19 protein-coding genes and 1 pseudogene are annotated in these 19,370 nt (G+C 61.6%); 14 read left to right on the top strand and 6 right to left on the bottom strand.

Features of this window, described 5'->3' with window-relative positions:
• Positions 1-35: 35 nt before the first annotated feature.
• On the bottom strand, positions 36-1,274 hold the full coding sequence (locus tag JD971_RS06540; protein WP_202086796.1) for a hypothetical protein: 1,239 nt from the start codon (positions 1,272-1,274) through the stop codon (positions 36-38).
• Positions 1,275-1,403: 129 nt separating this feature from the next.
• Between JD971_RS06540 and JD971_RS06535 the strand changes: the two genes are divergently transcribed.
• The 14 genes from JD971_RS06535 to JD971_RS06470 all read left to right on the top strand — a co-directional run bounded on the left by JD971_RS06535 (position 1,404) and on the right by JD971_RS06470 (position 16,202).
• Positions 1,404-2,306 (top strand): SDR family NAD(P)-dependent oxidoreductase, encoded by a 903-nt coding sequence (locus tag JD971_RS06535; RefSeq protein ID WP_202086794.1) that lies wholly within the window; start codon positions 1,404-1,406, stop codon positions 2,304-2,306.
• Positions 2,307-2,351: 45 nt separating this feature from the next.
• Complete coding sequence (locus tag JD971_RS06530) at positions 2,352-3,269, top strand: NADP-dependent oxidoreductase (protein ID WP_202086792.1); 918 nt, start codon at positions 2,352-2,354, stop codon at positions 3,267-3,269.
• Positions 3,270-3,390: 121 nt separating this feature from the next.
• Complete coding sequence (locus tag JD971_RS06525; RefSeq protein ID WP_202086789.1) at positions 3,391-4,722, top strand: aromatic ring-hydroxylating dioxygenase subunit alpha; 1,332 nt, start codon at positions 3,391-3,393, stop codon at positions 4,720-4,722.
• Between the two features lie 2 nt (positions 4,723-4,724).
• Entirely contained in the window at positions 4,725-5,213 is a 489-nt protein-coding gene (locus JD971_RS06520) for an aromatic-ring-hydroxylating dioxygenase subunit beta (protein WP_202086788.1), read from the top strand.
• Positions 5,214-5,243: 30 nt separating this feature from the next.
• Entirely contained in the window at positions 5,244-6,155 is a 912-nt protein-coding gene (locus JD971_RS06515; protein WP_202086787.1) for a VOC family protein, read from the top strand.
• A gap of 32 nt (positions 6,156-6,187) precedes the next feature.
• Positions 6,188-6,946: an SDR family NAD(P)-dependent oxidoreductase gene (locus JD971_RS06510; RefSeq protein ID WP_202086786.1), complete on the top strand. Its 759-nt coding sequence runs from the start codon at positions 6,188-6,190 to the stop codon at positions 6,944-6,946.
• A gap of 5 nt (positions 6,947-6,951) precedes the next feature.
• On the top strand, positions 6,952-7,953 hold the full coding sequence (locus tag JD971_RS06505; protein ID WP_202086785.1) for an amidohydrolase family protein: 1,002 nt from the start codon (positions 6,952-6,954) through the stop codon (positions 7,951-7,953).
• On the top strand, positions 7,950-9,473 hold the full coding sequence (locus tag JD971_RS06500; protein ID WP_202086784.1) for a hypothetical protein: 1,524 nt from the start codon (positions 7,950-7,952) through the stop codon (positions 9,471-9,473). The genes JD971_RS06505 and JD971_RS06500 overlap by 4 nt, the downstream gene beginning before the upstream one ends.
• On the top strand, positions 9,371-10,909 hold the full coding sequence (locus JD971_RS06495) for a 2-oxoacid:acceptor oxidoreductase family protein (RefSeq protein ID WP_202086782.1): 1,539 nt from the start codon (positions 9,371-9,373) through the stop codon (positions 10,907-10,909). Before JD971_RS06500 ends, JD971_RS06495 begins: the two co-directional genes overlap by 103 nt.
• Positions 10,894-11,427, top strand: a complete 534-nt coding sequence (locus JD971_RS06490; protein WP_202086781.1) for a DUF6537 domain-containing protein — start codon at positions 10,894-10,896, stop codon at positions 11,425-11,427. The genes JD971_RS06495 and JD971_RS06490 overlap by 16 nt, the downstream gene beginning before the upstream one ends.
• Before the next feature lie 6 nt (positions 11,428-11,433).
• Positions 11,434-12,108 (top strand): nitroreductase, encoded by a 675-nt coding sequence (locus JD971_RS06485; protein ID WP_202086780.1) that lies wholly within the window; start codon positions 11,434-11,436, stop codon positions 12,106-12,108.
• 94 nt (positions 12,109-12,202) lie between these two features.
• Complete coding sequence (locus JD971_RS06480; protein ID WP_202086779.1) at positions 12,203-13,042, top strand: SDR family NAD(P)-dependent oxidoreductase; 840 nt, start codon at positions 12,203-12,205, stop codon at positions 13,040-13,042.
• Positions 13,043-13,071: 29 nt separating this feature from the next.
• The gene (locus JD971_RS06475) at positions 13,072-13,803 is read left to right on the top strand and encodes an SDR family NAD(P)-dependent oxidoreductase (RefSeq protein ID WP_202086778.1); all 732 of its coding nucleotides are present in this window, start codon (positions 13,072-13,074) and stop codon (positions 13,801-13,803) included.
• Positions 13,804-13,970: 167 nt separating this feature from the next.
• Positions 13,971-16,202 carry a TonB-dependent receptor gene (locus tag JD971_RS06470; RefSeq protein WP_202086777.1) on the top strand — a complete coding sequence of 744 codons (2,232 nt, stop codon included), beginning with the start codon at positions 13,971-13,973 and terminating at the stop codon, positions 16,200-16,202.
• A gap of 107 nt (positions 16,203-16,309) precedes the next feature.
• Here the strand turns inward: JD971_RS06470 and JD971_RS06465 are convergent, their stop codons facing one another.
• From JD971_RS06465 to JD971_RS06455, 5 genes and pseudogenes are all read right to left on the bottom strand, one after another.
• Positions 16,310-17,449, bottom strand: a complete 1,140-nt coding sequence (locus JD971_RS06465; RefSeq protein WP_202086776.1) for a thiolase family protein — start codon at positions 17,447-17,449, stop codon at positions 16,310-16,312.
• A 17-nt stretch (positions 17,450-17,466) separates the two neighbouring features.
• Complete coding sequence (locus tag JD971_RS16830) at positions 17,467-17,589, bottom strand: hypothetical protein (RefSeq protein WP_256435298.1); 123 nt, start codon at positions 17,587-17,589, stop codon at positions 17,467-17,469.
• A 6-nt stretch (positions 17,590-17,595) separates the two neighbouring features.
• A pseudogene (locus tag JD971_RS17100) lies at positions 17,596-17,646 on the bottom strand (hypothetical protein); the annotation flags it as partial.
• Entirely contained in the window at positions 17,634-17,894 is a 261-nt protein-coding gene (locus tag JD971_RS16530) for a hypothetical protein (protein WP_236672313.1), read from the bottom strand. The gene JD971_RS16530 and the pseudogene JD971_RS17100, both read right to left, overlap by 13 nt.
• Before the next feature lie 52 nt (positions 17,895-17,946).
• Positions 17,947-19,149: an acyl-CoA dehydrogenase family protein gene (locus JD971_RS06455; RefSeq protein WP_202086772.1), complete on the bottom strand. Its 1,203-nt coding sequence runs from the start codon at positions 19,147-19,149 to the stop codon at positions 17,947-17,949.
• Positions 19,150-19,370 lie beyond the last annotated feature (221 nt).

Here is a 19,370-nt window from a genome sequence, read left to right as displayed (position 1 = left end):
TTTTCCTGTCGTATCGTATTCTGGGGTGCGGTGCGTCAGATCCCGCGACCGGTGAGCCCGCCGTAATTTTCCTGCCCCTCGAATCCGTAGGGGCTGTATCGGCCGTTGAGGAAGATCTCGAACTGGCTGCGCCCGTTACGAACCGTGCCGTCGGGACTGATCAGTCGAACCTTCGCAAAATGCTCCACGCCATAGACTGTGCGAGTGTGTCCGTTGCCGGGGAACGTGTGCTCGCACGGTTGCCGGGAGAAATCGAATTCGTCCCACTCCATGGCCGGGCTGCGACCATGATAGGTATGGATCGTGCCGCCATCGCTCCACGCGCCGACATGATATCCGATCTGGCCCAGCACGTGGGGCGGGGGCCCGACATCGAGTTCCAGCGTCCATTCGCCTCCCGCGTCATCGGTGAGCTTCACGACCCCGTCGGTGACCGAGCGCGTGCCCGGCCGCCAGTTCAGTGCATGGTTGTAGTCGACGAACTTCACCTTCCGGCCATCCCAGCCGAAATCGACCGACCCTTCGAGCGGCGCGTTGAACGCATCGTTCAGGGGGCCGCGTTCTCCATCCGGCCCTTCGTGGAAATGGAAATACGCCGAAACGTCCTCGGCCTCGACAAAGCACGAGAAACGCAGGGCGCGCGGCGTACCCGCCGGTTCGCTCGGCGGCAGATAGGCCGGATCGAGGCCCAGCGGGGGACGGCTTTCATAGACGCCCCATGACCGGTCGCGCGACCCACCCCATGGTGCCTTATCCTCCATCGCAAAGGATGCTTCGCCAACGCTCAGCGTCCCGGTACAGGCGCCGACCTGATGATAGCGCGTCTGGTCCGTCGTCCGGCGCCCCGCACGCACCGCGGTATGGTGCGCTGCGAGATGGCAATGGGACAGCCCCCTCCACATGATGTCGAATTCGATCCCCGACTCGTTGGGTTCGCAAACCAGCCGAATGGCCTTCAACGGCTCGACGAATTCGAAGCGCAAAGGGCCGATCGCCGTGCTGAAATCGTCGCGCCAGATGCGGCTGAGTCGCAGGCAACGCTGCACGCCATTGATGTTGGTATTGGCATAGCCGCCGATCATATTGCTGTTGGGGGCAATGCGCATGCCGGTCCAGATCGACACGCCCGACGCCACATCATAGGCCAGGAAATAGTAGCCATCGTCCCACGCCGGATCGGAATTGGGGACATAGGACATCGGATAGGGCGTCGCGTGAAACGGGTACTCATCCGCAGGCGTCAGCGCCATTTTCTCAAAATCGGGTTCCGACAATTTCGCTCTCCCTGCGGCTTTCTTCGCGTTGACAACCATTCCGTCAGGCAATAGGCCAACATCAATATAGTTTGCAACATTACAATTCGCGTGCGCTCTAAATTTGCGTGCGCCGGAAGGAGGATACAGATGGGCATTCTCGATGGTCGGGTCGCAATTGTTACCGGCGCCGGGCGAGGCGTCGGCAAGGCGTATGCGCTGAAGCTCGCCGAGGAAGGCGCAAAGGTCGTCGTGAACGATCTTGGCGGCGACGTGCGCGGCGACGGGGCCGATATTTCACCGGCTCAGGAAGTGGTCGACGAGATCAAGGCGGCTGGTGGCGAGGCGGTGGTCAACGGTGCGGACGTGGCCGATTGGGACGGCGCGAAGGCCATGATCGATCAGGCGATCGACAATTTCGGCGCCCTCGACGTTCTGGTGAATAATGCTGGCATCCTGCGCGACAGGATGATGGTCAACATGACCGAGGACGAGTGGGATTCGGTTATCCGTGTCCATCTCAAGGGGACATTCGCGCCCTGCCATCATGCCGCGAACTACTGGCGCTCCGAAAGCAAGCTGGGCCGGCAGCGGGATGCGCGCATCATCAACACGGCGTCGGGTTCGGGCCTGTTCGGCAATATCGGCCAGGCCAATTATGGCGCCGCCAAGGCTGGTATCGCGAGTTTCTCGATCATTACCGCGCGCGAGCTCAGCCGGATCGGTGTGACGGTGAATGCTCTTGCCCCCCGCGCGCAAACCCGCATGACCGAGGGGCTGCGCGATGTCAGCGGCGAGATGCTGGAGCGCCGCGATCCCGAGTGGATCGCGGCGCTGGTCGCGTTTCTCGCCAGCCCGGCGGCGGCCGACATATCGGGCCGCATCTTCGCGGAAGTATGGGGCTTCGGCTACACCGTGGGACAGGGTTGGGGTCATGGCCCTCGCGCCGAGGCGAGCCGCGACGCCAAGAATGTCGAGGAAAGTCTCCGTCATGCGCTGGCTGCGGCCGGCTATAATCACGGTATCGAGCGCGATACTTTCATGAACCCGTAATCGGGCGTGAAGCTGTAATTGGCTCAGACCAGGCAGGAGAGGAAAATGAAAGCCCAGCGTATCCATGAATGGGGCGGCCCGGATCGGCTGACGCTCGACGATGTGCCGGCTCCCGATGTTTCGGACGGCGAAGTTCTTGTCGCGGTGAAGGCTGTCGGGATCAATCCGGTCGACTGGAAACTGATGACCGGAAAGGCGCCCGTCTTGCCCGAGCTACCGCTTGTCCCCGGCGGGGATATTGCAGGTGTGGTCGAGCGTGTTGGCGAAGGGGTGGACGGGCTTTCTCCCGGCGACCGGGTCTTTGGCCTGATCGGTCTCACCGGCGCCTATGCCGGCAAGGTCGCCGTCGCGGCGTCGAGCCTGGCGCGCATTCCCGGCAACGTCGATTTCCCCGCCGCGGCGGCGCTTCCGCTCGTCTCGCTCACGGCGCTGCAGGGGATGCTGTCCGATGGGCGCGAGGTCGGCTCGCTTGACATTCTGGTGCATGGCGGGGCCGGCGGCGTGGGGACCGCCGCCATCCAGATCGCCAGGGCCATGGGGGCCCGGGTGACCGCCTCGGCGTCTGCTGAAAAGGCGCAATTCGTCAAGAACCTTGGTGCGGGACAGGTCGTCGACTTCCGCTCTGGTACCATTCTGGACCCGTCGAGTTTCGACATGTTGATCGACCTTGTCGGCGATTCGCAGGAAACCGCACTCTGGAAATTGGTGCGAAGGGGCGGATCGGTGATTCGCATTGCCGGCGGCGCCACCGCGCCCGCCGAAGAAGAGGTCGGCGGCGTGCGGGCGTACAAGGTGCGCGTTCGCCCGAACGGCGAGCATATGAATAAAGTCGCCAGCCTGTTGGACAGCGGCGCCATATCGGCTCCGATCGACGCGATCTTTCCTTTCGAGGACGCGGTCGAGGCGCTTGAAATGGTGAAGGCAGGCCACGTCAAAGGCAAGGTCGTCCTCACTCTGAGCTAGGCGGGCCGTCCGGTGACGATGCGGCGCCGACCCGGACGAAAAATATTCGAATTGACGGTTGCGCAATAAGGTTCGCTACCGTACCATCATCACGATAACAGTCTCTTTTGGGAAGCATGCCATGGCTCTCTATGATCCGGTCAACAGCAGTCTCGTCGACGCAAACCCCGAAAAGGGGACGTTTCGCGTTCACCGCGATGCCTATCGCAGTGACGAGGTGTTCAAGCAGGAGAAGGAATTAATCTTTTCCAAGTGCTGGCTGTATCTCGGGCACGAGAGCGAGCTGGAAAAAAAGGGTGACTTCCGTTCACGCCGCGTGGGCGGGCGCGATCTCATCTTCATCAAGGACAAGAAAGGCGTGGATCGCGCCTTCTACAACACCTGCACGCATCGCGCGGCGAAGATCTGCCGCGTGGCGAAGGGCAATGCCCGCACCTTCACCTGCCCCTATCATGGCTGGGTTTTCAGTTCCGAAGGCGAGCTGAAGTCGCAGAACGCCTCGACGGGCTATGTCGAAGGCATCAACGACGACGGCCATCTCGACCTGCGACCGGTCGAGCGGCTGGAGGACTATCGCGGCTTCTATTTCGTCAACTTCAATCCCAATGCTATCAGCCTGCACGATTATCTCGCCGATGCGCGCAGTGCCATCGATGCCTTGTGTGATCAGACCGAGGGGCGCCAGATCATCCTGTCCGGTGACCATTCCTATACGATCCGCGCCAATTACAAGCTTTTGTGCGAAAACAGCTACGACGGCTACCACCTGTTCCCCGTCCATGCGTCCTATTTCGACTATCTGAAGGACCAGATGGCAGGGACCGAGGGCGAGAAGCTGATCGAGCAGGCGCTGAAGAGCTATAATACGGCAGGCCAGGCCCGCGCTCTCGGCAATGGTCATGCCATTCTCGACAGCTTCGTGCCCACCGGGCGCCCTGTCGCGCAATGGCTGCCCTCGCTGGGGCTGGACACCAAAGACGAAGTCGAGGCGAAATACGCGTCGCTGGTCGAGCGTTACGGGCAGGACCGGGCCGACTATATCGCGAATACGCAGAAGAACCTCGTGATCTTTCCGAACCTCGTCATCAATGACATTCTGTCGTGCACGGTGCGCACGATCGAGCCGGAGAGCGAGAATTTCATCCGTGTGCACGCCTGGGCCATGGGTCCGGAGGATGAGAGCGAGAAGCTGCGTGCGATCCGCCTCGACAATTTCGTGTCGTTCCTCGGGCCGGCAGGTTTCGGATCGCCGGATGACATCGAAATGCTCGAAATCTGCCAGGATGCCGCGGGGCACACGCCCCTCGAATGGAGCGAGATCTCCAAGGGTTTCGGCAAGGCCGACGATCCGCTCGTCGCCGAAGGACCGCCCGACGACGAAATCCAGATGCAGGCCTACTGGACCATGTGGGACCGGGTGATGCGCGGTATCGAAACCCTCGAGGAAAAATAAGAATGACGCTGACACGCGCGCAAGCAGAGGATTTTCTCTTTCACGAAGCCGAACTGCTCGACGATTGGCTGCTGGAAGAGTGGGCCGACCTTTACACGGATAAATCCGTCTACGAGGTCGCCTCGCCTTCATGCGAGGATCCGGTGAATGCCGATCCCGACAATACGCTCTTCCTCATTTCGGATCGGATCGATCGCATTCGCGGGCGCGCCAAGCGCCTGCTCAAGCCAACCGCCCATGCGGAGTTTCCGCGGTCGAAGACACGGCACATGGTGTCGAACGTCCGGGTCGTCAGCAGCGACGACGGGACGACCAGGACACGCGCCAATTTCGCCGTGTTCCGGACAAAGGAGGATACGAGCACGGTTTACATGGGCGAGATGCATCACACGATCGTGGAGGACGGCGGCGCGCTTCGCATCCTGAGCAAGCGCTGCATCCTCGATCTCAACAGTCTTTACAACCAGGGACGGCTGACGATCATCCTGTGACAGAACCGTGTGATTACAAGGACCAGACCGATGGGTGTTGATTTTCGCTATCGCCAGCTCGGCTATCTCGCGCTCAACGTGACCGATGTCGAGAAGTCGGCCGCTTTTGCAACCGATGTATTCGGCATGGATGCTGCGGGCGAGGGCGACAATGGTGCGCGCTTCTTCCGCATCGGTCCGCGGCATCACGACATGATGCTGATCCCGTCCGGCGAACCGGGGTTCGTCCGCTCGGGCTGGGAGCTTGAGACCGAAGACGATCTCGACAAGGCGATGGCCCATTACCGCGACATCGGTCTTTCCCCCCAGCTGATCGCCCAGGACGAGGCGAACATGCTTGGGCTGGAGCGGGCCTTCCGGATCGTGGAGCCGAAGCTGGGCACGACGTGGGAATATTATGCGCGCATGAGCCACACGGCCGTGCCGCGTCAGAACACGCTGACCAAATTTCAGGGGGGCAAGCACTACGGGCTGGTCGTTCCCGACTGCAAAGGTCTGACCGAATACATGATCGAGAACATGGGCTTCATGAACTCCGATTATGTCGAAGGCTGGCGGGCCTCATTGCTGCGCGCATTCCCCAACCCCAATCACCACAGCTTTGCGCCGTTGCAGTTTCCGGCACCGCGTCCGACCTTCCACCATGTTGCCTTCATGGTCGAGGAAATCGACGATATCGGCAAGCTGTTCAATCGCATCAAGCGATATGACGTGGGAATCCAGTTCGGCATCGGCCGTCACCCCACTTCGGGCAGCATCCATCTCTATATCTATGATCCCGACTATTTCGTGTGGGAATATACGCTGGGGATGGAGCAGTTTCCCGAGGAAGGCGCACGTGAACCGCGCCGCATGTCGGCCGACCCGGCAGGTTTCGACCTGTGGGGTGCCGTTCCCGAAACCGTGCATGCGGACAAGTTTCCGCCGATCGTCGTGGCCTGACCATGCGGCGGCTGGAAAGCAGAAGCGCCGTCGTGACGGGCGCAGCACGCGGGATCGGCAAGGCCATCGCAACGCGGCTTGCCAGCGAGGGCGCCGCCCTGACGATTAGCGACGTCAACGCCGACGGGCTCGATCGACTTTGCGGCGAGCTCGAACACGCCGGCGCGCCGCGTTGCGTTTCGATTGCCCGCGACCTCAGCAAGGAAGAGGGGGCCACGGCCTTGCGCGATACCGCAATGGCGGCGCACGGACAGGTCGACATACTGGTCAACAATGCGGGTGGCGGCGTGATCCGGCCATTTCTGGAGCATACGCCCGAGACGCTGCGCCAGACGATCGATCGCAATCTCTGGACCACCATCTGGTGCACGCGGGCCTTCCTCCCCGGCATGATCGAGCGCCGGTACGGCCGCATCGTCAATATGGGTGCGGATTCGGTGCATACAGGCACCTACAGCCACGCCGGATATAACGCGGCCAAGGGCGGAGTGCATGCCATGGTGACCGGCCTGGCCTTCGAATTCGCCAAGGAGGGCGTTACCTTCAATGTCGTGTCGCCCGGCGGCGTCCTGACCGAAGATCTGCAGGCGATGATGACGGACGATCCCGAGGTCCTCGCCAAGTACAAGATGTCGGTCCATCCGCGCGAGGTCGCCAAGGCGCAGATCCCGTCGCAGCGCTTTACCGAAATGGACGAGGTCGCTGCCTATGTGGCGTTCCTCGCCACGGAAGAGGCAGGGGCTGTGAACGGACAGATCCATTCGATCAATGGCGCGCAGTGGATGCTCTGATCGCCATGACCGCGCCCATCATCGACATGCACAGCCATTTCATCCCCGCCCGGTTTCCGGATCGGCCGAGCGGCGTGGAAGAGCCGGCCTGGCCCAGCCTCAAGTCCGTGCCGGGCGGCGCACAGATGTTTGTCGGCGACACGCTCTTCAGGGAATTCGAAAGCTATTACTGGGACGTCGAAGGCCGCATCGCGACGCTGGATCGCAACGATGTCGCGGTTCAGGTGATCTCACCCCTGCCAGAGTTGTTTTCCTACTGGCTCGACCGGCGGGCGGGCGCGGTGCTCACCGATGCGATGAACCGCGAATGTGCCGCGATGGTGACTGAATCGGGGGGGCGCCTGCGCGGGTTCGGCATTCTCGCCTTGCAGGATATTGGCAAGGCGGTCGAGCAAGTGGCCGAGATCGCCGAACTCGGGCTCGTCGGTGTGTTTGCCGGCAGCCACGTGAACGGCGTTTCGATCGCCAATGCGCAATTTCATCCCGTCCTTGCCGCGCTCGAGAAGCACGGCCTCGCCCTGTTCATTCACGGCCTGAAGCCCGCTGGCCTCGACCGGATCGAGGGGCCGGGCCTGATGGGAGCCGTGCTTGGCGTACCCTATGAGGGGACCATGGCGCTTGGCGGCTTCATTGCAACCGATGTCTTCGGACGCTTCCCGAAGCTCAAGATCATTTTCGCGCATGGTGGCGGAATGATCGCATCGATTATCGATCGTATGGACCTCGTATGGGAAAAATTCCCGGGTCCGATGCAGGCGAGCCTGAACATTCGGCCAAGCGAATATGCGCGCCGGTTTCATTACGACACGGTGGTCTTCTCGCCCAGGGCGGTCGCCTTTCTGGCCGAGCGTTTCGGCGCAGGCTGCATTCTGGCCGGAACCGACGGCCCGACCGAGATCGGCCAGACCGACCTTGAAGACTTCATTGCCCAAACCGGCCTGTCCCAGACGGATCGGCACGCAATCCTTGGCGGCAATGCCGCCCGAGTACTGGATATATCCCTATGACCAAGTCAGCCGTAGCTCTCGACGACAAGTACACGCAGGAAGAAGGGCGGATCTATATCTCGTCCAACCAGGCGCTTGTCCGCCTGCCGATGATGCAACGTTGGCGCGACATGGCCGCGGGCTTGAATACCGCAGGCTATATCACCGGCTATCGCGGTTCGCCGCTCGGCATTTACGACAGCAATCTCTGGGCGGCTTCCAAGCTGCTCAAGGAAAATCAGATTCATTTCCAGTCCGGCGTGAACGAGGAACTGGCGCTGACCGCGGTGCGCGGCACCCAATGGCTGCATTATTATCCGCAAGCCAATTACGACGGCGTGTTCTCGATCTGGTATGCGAAGAACCTCGGCGTGGACCGCGCTTTTGAGGTCATGCGGCAGGGCAATCTGGAGGGCAGCGCGAAGAATGGCGGCGTTCTCATCATCGGTGGCGACGATACCGGCGGAAAATCGACAGTCACCGCGACCTCGTCCGATCCGGTCTGGAAGGCGGCGCTGATGCCGATCCTCTATCCGTCGAATACGCAGGAATATCTCGATTATGGCCTGCTCGGCTGGGCGATGTCGCGCTTTTCCGGAACCTATGTCGGGTTCAAGACCGTGACCGACACGATCGAGCGGACTTCGACCGTGGATCTCGATCCCAGCCGATCGATGCCGATCATTCCGGAATTCGAATTTCCGCCCGGCGGCGTGAACAAGATCAAGGGCGACCTGATGCCGCTTCCGATCGAGAAGCGTCTGATCGAATACAAGCTTCCGGCCGTGCATGCCTTTGCCCGCGCCAACCGGCTCGACAAGGTGATCTTCGATTCCGACCGGCGGGAACTCGGCATCGTGACGGCGGGCAAACCCTATTCCGACACGCGCGAGGCGCTGATCGAACTGGGCATCGACGAGAACCGCGCCCGCAAGCTCGGCATCCGCCTCTACAAGCTCGCCATGACATTTCCGATCGAGCCGGAGGGGGCGCTGGCCTTCAGCCGCCGCCATCGCGAGATCCTCGTCGTCGAAGAGAAAAACGCCTTTGCCGAGGAGCAGCTGGTCCAGTTGCTGTATCGCGCGGATGCCGACGAACGCCCGGTCGTCACCGGAAAGGCGGACGACAAGGGCAAGAGGCTGATCCCGGAATTCGGCGAGACATCCGTCCACCTGGTCATGGATGTGCTGATCGAGCGGATCGAGGCGCTGGGCATCGCCGATGACGAACTGAAAGACCGCATCGCCAAAATCCGCGATCGGGATTCCAACGTGCTGGAAATCAAATCGACCGGCCTTGTTCGAACCGCCTTTTTCTGTTCGGGCTGTCCGCATAATACGTCCACCCGGACGGTCGACGGGTCGCTCAGCTTCGCCGGCGTCGGTTGCCATGGCCTTGCCGCCATGCTGATGCCCGACCGACCGAATGGTCGGCGCAGATGGGCGGCGAAGGCATGCTGTGGGCCGGCCTTCACGAATTCGTCGATATCCCGCACGCGTTTCAGAACCTGGGCGACGGAACCTATTTTCATTCCGGCCTGATGGCGATCCGCGCCGCCGTCGCGAGCGGGGCGAAGCTGACGTACAAGCTTCTCTACAACGATGCCGTCGCGATGACGGGCGGACAGCCGGTCGATGGCAAGCTGACCGTGGAATCCATGGCGAACCAGGTCTACTGGGAAGGCGTGAAACCGGTCGTCGTCGTCACGGACGAGCCGGACAAATATCCATCGGGCATCAGCTGGCCGCCGGGCACGACGATCCGGCATCGCAAAGACCTCGAAGAGGTTCAGAAGGAGATGCAGACGAAGCCCGGCGTCTCTGCAATCATCTATGACCAGACCTGTGCGGTCGAAAAGCGCCGCCGGCGCAAGCGGGGGAAATTTCCCGATCCCGACAAGCGCATCTTTATCAACCAGGAGGTCTGCGAAGGCTGCGGCGATTGTACCAAGAAATCGAATTGCGTGTCAGTCCAGCCGGTGGAAACGGAATTCGGCCGCAAGCGCAAGATCGACCAGTCGAGCTGCAACAAGGACTATTCCTGTCAGAACGGCTTCTGCCCGTCTTTCGTTAGCGTGCTGGGCGGCGAACCGCGCAAGTTCGGCGCGGCCTTTTCGGACGAGGAACTCGAAGACACCTTCGCCCGTCTGCCAGCCCCGGCAATGCCGGCGGGTGAGGGAACCTACAACATCCTCCTGACCGGTATCGGCGGCACCGGCGTGCTGACGGTGGCTGCGATTGCAGGCATGGCCGCGCATCTCGACGGCAAGGGAACCAGCGTCATGGATATGACCGGCATGGCCCAGAAAGGCGGCGCGGTGCTGAGCCATATCCGCATTGCCCGATCCCCCGAAGAACTCCATGCGCCGCGCCTGTGGAACAAGTCTGCCAATCTGGTTATCGGTTGCGACATGGTGGCCACGACGAGCCCGGCCACGCTGGACATGGTCGCGCCCGACACGAATATCGTCGTCAACACCGAACTCGTGCCCACCGCGCAGTTTCAGAACAACAACAAGATCGACTTCAGTCCCGAAGCCCAGGTCGCGGTTCTGGAGAGCGTCGTCGGCGATCGCGTGGCGGGCGTCGACGCGACCGAAATCGCAACCGAGTTGATGGGCGATTCCATCTATACCAACATGTTCATGCTGGGATATGCGGTACAGAAGGGTCTGGTCCCGCTGACCCTGGGATCGCTGGAGGAAGCGATCCGGCTGAACGGTATCAAGATCCGCGAAACCTTGCAGGTGTTCAACTGGGGCCGCCTTGCCGCAGTCGACGAAAAGCGGCTCGACACGTTTCGCGCCAAGGTCGGCAGCTCGGTCATCGAGGAGCCGATTTCGCAGACGTTGGACGAGCTGATCGAAAAGCGGGTCAGGCACCTCACGAATTACCAGAATGCGTCCTATGCCCGCCAATATTCGGATTTCGTCGACCACGTGCGGGCGAGACAAAGGCCGGCATGGGCGGAGACCTGAAGGTCACGCGCGAGGTGGCGTTCTATCTGTCGAAGCTGATGAGTTACAAGGACGAGTACGAGGTGGGCCGCCTCTACAGCAGCAAGCAATACTGGGACCGGCTCAACCAGGCGTTCGAAGGCGATTTCAAGGTCAAGATCCAGATGGCCCCGCCGGTATTTGCCAAGCCGCGCAAGCCTGGCGGCGAACCGGAGAAGATCGAGTTCGGTCCGTGGATTTTCCCGGTGCTCAGGATGCTTGGCAAGATGAAGGGGCTGCGCGGGGGGATGTTCGACATCTTCGGCTATAGCGCCGAGCGGAAGATGGAACGCCGCCTGATCGGCGAATACCGCGATCTGATCGAGGGGCTGCTGCCTCGGCTCACGCCCGGCACGCAGGCGGAGATCGCCGAAATCGCGGCATTGCCGGACATGGTGAGGGGTTATGGCCCGATCAAGGAACGCAATGTCGAGAGCTACGAAGAGGAGAAGGCCAAACTGCTGGCCCGGCTCGACGAACCGGTGCAGCAGGCAGCCTGAGCCCCGATGAACGTATCGGAAGCCGTTGAAACCCGGCGGTCGGTCCGGGCGTTCCTCGACCGGCCGGTCGACGCTGCGTTGCTTCGTTCGATCCTCTCCAAGGCTCAGCGCGCGCCATCTGGCGGCAATCTGCAGCCGTGGCATGGAATCGTGCTGAGTGGCGAACCGTTGCAACGGCTTGTCGACCATCTCTCGGGCGAAGCGCTGCCGCAGGGCAGGGCTGGGATGAAGCCGGAATATGACGTCTATCCGCAGGGCCTGATCGATCCCTACGAAGCGCGGCGTCGCGCCGTGGGCGAGGATATGTATCGTGCGCTGGACATCGCGAGGGACGACAAACAAGGGCGCCTGCGTCAGTTCAGTGCGAACTACCGCGCGTTCGATGCGCCTGTGCTCATGCTTGTCCACATGCCGAAAACCATGGGGCCGCCGCAATGGGCCGATGTCGGGATGTGGTTGCAGACCGTAATGCTGCTTCTGCGCGAAGCCGGGCTGGACAGTTGTCCGCAGGAGGCCTGGGCCGTGTATCAGCACTACATTCGCGAATGCGTGACTATTCCCGATGATCATGTGCTGTTCTGCGGCCTTTCGATCGGATGGCGCGACCCGGATGCCGCGGTGAACAGTTTCGCGGTAGCGCGCGCCGATCTCGACGAATCGATTCGTTTCGAGGGTGTCTGAACCCTGACGCGCTTTGGTGGCGGACAATCGGGGGGCAAGCGGCGGGCGCCAGAGAATGCGTGGGCCGCTCCCCGGAAGAGAGAGGGGACATGCAATGGGGCGACGCATTCTGCTGACAGGTGGCGGCCGGGGTCTTGGCCGGATGATGGCACTCGCGCTGGCACGCGAAGGACATCGCCTGCTGCTCACATCGCGCAGTCGCGATACGCTTGAGGCGACATGTGCCGAGTGCCGGGCACTGGGCGCGAAGGCGGACTATATCCTTGCGGATCTGGCGGTACCGGGCGGAGCCGAGGATCTGGCGGATACGGCCCTGCGCCATTTCGGAACGGTCGACGTGCTCGTCAATAACGCAGGGCTCGGCATCAACACCGTCGCCCCCGATTATCTGGAGAACCCCTATCGCTTCTGGCAGTCCGATCGCGCCAGCATCGAACAGTTCCTTCAGGTGAATACGATCTCGCCCCTGCTGCTTGCCATTCGCCTCGTCCCCGGGATGCTGGCGCAAGGCTGGGGAAGGATCGTCGCCGATTCGACAAGCCTCGACACCATGCTGCGGACTTCGCTTTACGGTTGTTCGAAGGCCGGGATGGAAGCGGAGGCGGCCGTGATGGCAAGCGATCTGAAAGGGAGCGGCGTGACGTCGAATGTGCTGGTTCCGGGCGGTGGCTGCGGTTCGCGCATGACGGACGAGATGGGCATTCCCCGCGATCAGGTGCTTCCACCGGAAATCATGGGGCCGCCCATGGTCTTCCTTGCGTCGGATGCATCAGACGACTTCAACGGAAGAAGAATACAGGCGCGCCTCTGGGATCCGGTCTTGCCGCTCGAAGAAGCGGTCGCGGCGGCATCGGACGTGATAGCCTGGACCGGTGCGGGGGTGCAGGGCTTGCAGCCTGCGATCGCCCATAAGAGCAAGCCGGGCGCGTATTGATGTGCGGCGCAGGCCGCCTGGCTGGCAAGGTGGCCTTGATTACCGGAGGTGCGGGCGGCATCGGCCAGGCCATCGTCCAGGTTTTTCGCCGCGAGGGTGCGACCGTCTTTTCGGCGGATATAACCGAGGGCAGCGATGCGCCTGCAGATGGTCTTTTCATCCACCTCGATGTCACGCGGGAGGAGGCTTGGCGAACGGCCCTGCGGCAGATCGCGGATGCCCATGGCCCGGTCGATATCATCGTCAACAACGCCGCCTGGCGAAGGCCGCTGACGCTTGACCAGACTGATCTGGCCGCATGGCGGGCCGCGCAGGGCGTCACGGCCGAAGGTGCGTTTCTGGGTACGAAGATCGCGGGCGAGTTCATGGTTTCGGGCGGCTCGGTCGTGAATGTCGCCAGTATTGCCGCTTTCGTCGGCGAGCCGCGCTCGTTTCCCTATAGCGCGGCGAAAGGCGCCATGCGGGCCATGTCGCGCTCCGCCGCGCTGCATTACGCGGCGCGCAAGCCTCCGATTCGCGTCAACCTCGTCGCTCCGGGCGCCACGCTGACCGATGCGGTGCGCGATCAGGCCCGCCGCCTCGCCGAAGGGAATTCGCAAGAGGAGGCAGACGTGCTTCGTCAACTTGCCGCGGATGTTCCGCTGGGGCGAATGGCCGATCCAACGGAAATTGCCGAGGTGATCGCCTTCATCTCGTCCGACGGTGCCAGTTTCATGACTGGCGCGGAGATACTGGTGGATGGCGGCGCGACCGCCCGCTGATCAAAAAAACAACGCGGGCTTCGTTTCGATTTGCCTTTCGCGACATTATAGTTATCGTGCGTACAGTAAGTAGGGTGCCAAAAAGGCACTCGATGCTGGGGAGAGTGATGGTGAGACTGCATATCGTGCGATGCGCGTTAATCGCGTCTACCTGCTTGGCGGGGGCCGTGCCGGCCCTGGCACAGGACGCGCAGACGGATGGTGGTGACGAGACACAGCGCACGGGCGGCGTGAAGGAAATTGTCGTGACCGCCAACCGGCGGCAGGAAAACCTTCAGGACGTGCCGGTTTCCGTGCAGCAGGTCTCATCGGAGGTGGCCCAGATCCTCAGCATCGATGACCCGACGGAAATCACCGCGCTGGTTCCCGGCTTTACGTTTCAGCGGCAGGCTGCCGGTTCGACGCCCTTTATCCGCGGCGTCGGTTCGACATCCTCGTTCATCGGCAACGAGCCGTCGGTCGCGCTCTTCGTCGATGACGTCTATGTGCCCACCGGCAATGCGGCGGTCTTCGAGTTCAATGGCACCGATTCCATCGAGGTGCTGAAGGGGCCGCAAGGCACCCTGTTCGGCCGCAACGCAACGGGCGGCGTGATCCACGTCAAGACGAAGGATCCTTCGTTCATGCCCGAGATGGACGGCTCGATCAGCTTCGACAATTTCGAAACGATCAAGGCGAAGGCCTATGTCTCGCTCCCGTTGTCGGACAACATTGCCGCCAATGTCTCGGCGTTTCGTGTCTATCAGAACGAGGGTTGGGGCGAGAACGCGCTGACCGGCGACGAGGTGTTTTTCAATGAAGGCTGGGGGGTGCGCGGCAAGCTGTTGTTCGATTTCGACGCCACCCAGGTCCTTTTGAGCGGCACCTACGCCAACCGTTTTTCGGACCAGGGTATCGCCTCGCGTGTCGTGCCGGGCTATTTCGGGTTCGGTGGCTACAGTCCCGAGGCTGTCGGCGCGGGATTTTACGATACCGCGAGCACGCCGGGCGTGTTCAATTTCTACGATACCGATTTCATGCAGGTCAGCGGCAAGATCGAGCATGATTTTGGCGGTGTGACCCTGCGTTCGATTACGGGTTATTCGGACACCAACACGGACTTCGTCTTCGACCTCGATGCGGCGCCAGCGAACGTTCTCAACGCCGGGGTCACCAATTATTCCAAAGCGTTCACGCAGGAATTCCAGCTCCTTTCGAACGGTGACAAGCGGCTCGACTGGATTGTCGGCGCCTTCTATCTGCAGGACGACGCGCTGTTCGATCTTGCCGCGTTTGGCGGTGCGCTCGATGCGCTGGCGCCCGGTGCGATCCAGACCGAGCGTGCGCGCCAGAAGACCAAGTCCTATTCGGCTTTCGGTCAGGCGAATTTCGAGATCACCGATGCGTTTTCCGTCACCGCGGGTCTTCGCTTCACGTCGGACAGGCGAACCGAGAGCGAAGGCGGCGCGTCGATCGTCCTGCCGAACGGTGTGGTGGCGGTCGCGTCCGGTCCTTTCGGAAGCGAGGCGACATTCGAAAAGCTGACCTGGCGCCTGGCTACGGACTACCAGGTGGCCGACGACATAATGATCTACGCGTCCTACAATCGCGGGTTCAAGAGCGGCGTCTACAATCTGCCGGGCTATTCGGTTGCCACCTCGGCGCCTTTGCCTCCGGTCCAGCCGGAAGTTCTCGATGCCTATGCGGTCGGCTTCAAATCCGAACTGTTCGACAGGCTCGTGCGGTTGAACGCCGAGGCATTCTGGTACGACTTCAGCAATATCCAGGTCCAGAACAACGTGGCGCCGCCCAATGCAGGCACGATCCTGAGCAATGCCGGCGCCGCGGAGATCAAGGGATTCGATGCCGATCTGACGATCGCGCCGGCGACAGGTTTGAGCATCATCGCCAGCGTGTCCGTTCTCGACGGGGAATATACCAGTTTCGAGAATGCACCGACCTTCTTCCCGCAGCCGCCGAACGATGCGATCCCGATCCCGGCGGGCTGCGCCTTCACCGCCTATCCCACGGCGCCTCCCGGCCAGCCGGCAGCACAGCGCAGCTGCGATCTTTCGGGATCCAATACCGTCAACACCCCGCCATTTTCGGCGTCAACGACGGTGCTGTACAATCTGATGACGGAGGCGGGCGACTTTGATTTCGCGGCGTCCTATACGCATGGCGGGGATTACTTTTCCGAGCCGCATAACCTCGAATTCGTGCGGGTGCCCAGCTACGATCTCGTCAACGGATCGATTACCTGGACCGAACCGTCGGGGCATTTCGACGTCCGGCTGTTCGTGAACAACCTGACCAAGGAGGAATACTACGCCTATGTCGCCAATGGCGGCACTTCGGGTCCGAAATATGCTCCCGCAGCGCCTCGGACCTATGGTGTGGAACTCGGCTTCCAGTTCTGAGTAGCCGGCACCGATCAACGCAAAGAGGGCGGGGTTCGAAGACCGCGCCCTTTTTTTGCGCCGAAGCTGGGTGATCGGGGGGCAATGCCCTCCGATGTCGTCGCGTGTCAGGGTTTCTCGAGAATATGGACAGCCGCGCTGGTGCCGAGACCGACGACATGGGCCATGCCGAATTTTGCGTCCTTCACCTGCCGTTCGCCCGCCTGCCCGCGCAAGTGGAGCACCAGTTCGTACATGTTCGCGATGCCGGTCGCCGCAATGGGGTGACCTTTCGATAGCAAGCCCCCGGATACGTTCACCGGAATGCGCGCACCCAGTTCGGTTTCGCCATCGCGGATCATGCGCACACCTTCGCCCTCACCGCACAGGCCCAGGTTCTCGTAATGCTGCAACTCGACAGAGGCGAAGCAATCGTGCAGCTCGACAAGGTCGATATCGTCCGGGCCGACGCCCGCCATTTCATAAGCCTTGCGGGCCGCGATCTGGGTCGGCGTGTTGACGTCGTGCAGGATCGGATCGTGCTCGCCCCATGGCGCCGATGCCATAGCGCTGCCGCGAATGCGGATGGCGCGATCCATCAGTCCGCGTTCCTTCACCTTGCTTTCGGTCATCAAGACGGCCGCAGCAGCGCCGTCGACGTTGATGGAGCACATCAGCTTCGTCAGCGGATAGGCGATTTCCTCCGCTTCCAGCACCATTTCCAATGGCGTTTCCTTGCGCAGGAACGCTTTGGGATTCATCGTCGCATTGTGATGGTTCTTGACCGAAACGAGGGCGAAATCCGTCTGCGTCGCGCCGGTCTTCGCCGCATATTCCATGCCCGATTCGCCAAAGACCGCCGGCATCGATGCCGACCCGAGAAGCCCTTCGGTCGGGATCGGACCAGCCGCCGCCGCACCGAGCATGCCAAGACCGGTCATCTGCTCGACCCCGACACACAGGACGGTGTCGAACTCACCCGCCTTCATGGAGACATGGCCCATGCGTATCGCGGATGCGCCGGTTGAACACGCATTGACCAGATTGATGATCTGCACCCCGGTCTGGCCGATTTCCTGCAGGACCTTCTGTCCGATCATGGTGGTATAATTGCTGCCTGAGAACACGGCCTGAATGTCCCGGATCCCGACTTCGGCTTCGTCCAGCGCGGCCAGAGCGGCCTGCGCACCCAATTGTCCGGGCGTCTTGTGCGGGAAACGCCCGAAATTGATCATGTCGATGCCAACGATATAGATGTCTTCGCTCATGTTGAAATTCCTCGTCTTCAGATCGGCTCGAAGTGATGGGCGACATAGGCGTTCCCATCCTTGTCCTTGCGGTCCAGGGCATTGTTGAAAACCACCTTCACCCGGCGGCCCGATGCGATTTCGGACGGGTCAAACTCCACACCGCGAAGCGTCCCCTTCAGCGTGGGGCCACCATCAAGGTCGACTACGGCCGAAATGAAGGGGTGGGCACACCGGGGTAGCCGCGCCGGACGATGACGGCCGAATACAATGTGCCTTCCAGGTTTGGCCGGAACGATTCGAGTGCGTCGTCCCGCGCACCGCAATGGCCGCACGCCACACGGTTCTGATCGGCATAGGTGGCGGCGCATTTTCCGCATCGTTGTGCAACCAGCACCGCATCGCCATTTTCTTCCACCTCGATGAAAGGAAAGGCTGGGCGCGGAAGATGTGAAACATCAGGCATGGGTCGTTATTCCTTCTCGTTAATCCCTTGAGTTGCGAATAAATGCGTCGGCTCAGGCGGCGCGTCGCTCCGCCTGTCGGCGCATTTCGAGCTTTGCGACCGTCTCACGATGAACCTCGTCGGCGCCTTCCCCGATCCGCACGGTGCGCATATGCGCCCACATTTCGGGAAGCGGCGTATCCCACGAAAGGCCAGCGCCACCGTGAAACTGCATGGCACGATCCAGCACTTTGAGGGCGACGGCGGGGGCCAGCACCTTGAGTGCGGCAATATCCGCGCGCACGGCCTTCATGCCGTCCTGTTCCATGCGATGCGCCGATTGCAGGATGAAAGCTCGCGCAGCTTCGATCTCGATCCGGCTGCGGGCGATGGCATCGGTGACGACGCCGCGGGCGGCAAGCGGCTCTCCTCCAATGATGCGGTTATCGGCCCACCGGCACAGTTCCATCATCGCGCGCTCTGCCGTGCCGATTGCCCCCATGCCAAGCTGGATCCTGCCGACCCCGAGCGTCGATTGCATCAGGACGAAGCCGTGCCCCTCTTCGCCGATCAGGTTTTCGGCGGGCACGCGGACATCGTCGAAGATGAGATCGCAATGCCCGAACGGCGCATCGTCATACCCCATGACCGTCTCGATCCGGCCCTTGGTTATTCCCGCCGTGTCCATCGGAACTAGCACCAGAGAGTGGCGCGCATGTCGCGGTGCATCCGGATCGGTGGCGCCCAGAAGAAGAATGAAAGAGCATTCGTTCATGGCCGCGCCTGTCGCCCAGCTCTTTATGCCGTTCAGCACATAGTCTTCGCCATCGCGGCGGATTTCAAATTGCAGTTCCGTCGGATCCGAAGAGGGCACATTCCGCTCGGTAATGGAGATGGTCGACCGCACATCGCCTTGAGTCAGCGGTTTGAGGTATCGGTCCTTCAAATGGTCCGGCGCATGCGTGTCGAGCGTGACCGCGTTCGAGATCGTGCCCGTATAGCAATTGAACAGTTCGGGTCCGTGATTGCACCAGTTCATCATCTCGCAGATGGGCGCATACTGGGTGAGCGAGAGGCCCCGACCGCCGAGGTCTTCCGGCAAGGGGAAATTCCACAAGCCTTCGGCCTTCGCCTCTGCACGCAATTGTCGCATGATTGGCGTGTAGGTCCACCGGTTGTCGGCCGCCAGAAGCTGTCGATGGTGCTCGATCTCGGTTGGTATCACCCGGTCGTGCATAAAGGCTTCGACCTGGCGCAATAGCTTATCGTTTGTCACGGGCATTCTCTCTGGCTCGCTTATGTTTCACTAGCTTATAATCCGCGTGTGAACAAATGCAACGGTTGAGGACGAAGTTTAGGCGGCCGAGTAGCAGGCAAGCGCGCCGTACCGCTCGCAGCGATGGGCGTGGACTGCGGCTTGCTGATCCTGCACGCGGCTCGATCCCAATGGCGAGTGCGCTTTCCCGGCGCAGGCATGGCGGCCGGCGTGCCGCAAAG

Origin of the sequence: Croceicoccus sp. YJ47 (assembly GCF_016745095.1) — a bacterium.
Lineage (GTDB): Bacteria > Pseudomonadota > Alphaproteobacteria > Sphingomonadales > Sphingomonadaceae > Croceicoccus.
The sequence above is the reverse complement of the archived record's forward strand: the minus strand, read 5'-3'. Positions and strand labels throughout refer to the sequence as shown.

Excerpts from the sequence above, each read along its gene's own strand:
- JD971_RS06530 (WP_202086792.1), top strand. The coding sequence starts at position 2,352 with ATGAAAGCCCAGCGTATCCATGAATGGGGCGGCCCGGATCGGCTGACG.
- JD971_RS06495 (WP_202086782.1), top strand. The coding sequence starts at position 9,371 with ATGGGCGGCGAAGGCATGCTGTGGGCCGGCCTTCACGAATTCGTCGAT.
- JD971_RS06520 (WP_202086788.1), top strand. The coding sequence starts at position 4,725 with ATGACGCTGACACGCGCGCAAGCAGAGGATTTTCTCTTTCACGAAGCC.
- JD971_RS06485 (WP_202086780.1), top strand. The coding sequence starts at position 11,434 with ATGAACGTATCGGAAGCCGTTGAAACCCGGCGGTCGGTCCGGGCGTTC.
- JD971_RS06480 (WP_202086779.1), top strand. The coding sequence starts at position 12,203 with ATGGGGCGACGCATTCTGCTGACAGGTGGCGGCCGGGGTCTTGGCCGG.
- JD971_RS06515 (WP_202086787.1), top strand. The coding sequence starts at position 5,244 with ATGGGTGTTGATTTTCGCTATCGCCAGCTCGGCTATCTCGCGCTCAAC.
- JD971_RS06535 (WP_202086794.1), top strand. The coding sequence starts at position 1,404 with ATGGGCATTCTCGATGGTCGGGTCGCAATTGTTACCGGCGCCGGGCGA.
- JD971_RS06500 (WP_202086784.1), top strand. The coding sequence starts at position 7,950 with ATGACCAAGTCAGCCGTAGCTCTCGACGACAAGTACACGCAGGAAGAA.
- JD971_RS06490 (WP_202086781.1), top strand. The coding sequence starts at position 10,894 with ATGGGCGGAGACCTGAAGGTCACGCGCGAGGTGGCGTTCTATCTGTCG.
- JD971_RS06525 (WP_202086789.1), top strand. The coding sequence starts at position 3,391 with ATGGCTCTCTATGATCCGGTCAACAGCAGTCTCGTCGACGCAAACCCC.
- JD971_RS16530 (WP_236672313.1), bottom strand. The coding sequence starts at position 17,894 with ATGCCTGATGTTTCACATCTTCCGCGCCCAGCCTTTCCTTTCATCGAG.
- JD971_RS06465 (WP_202086776.1), bottom strand. The coding sequence starts at position 17,449 with ATGAGCGAAGACATCTATATCGTTGGCATCGACATGATCAATTTCGGG.
- JD971_RS06505 (WP_202086785.1), top strand. The coding sequence starts at position 6,952 with ATGACCGCGCCCATCATCGACATGCACAGCCATTTCATCCCCGCCCGG.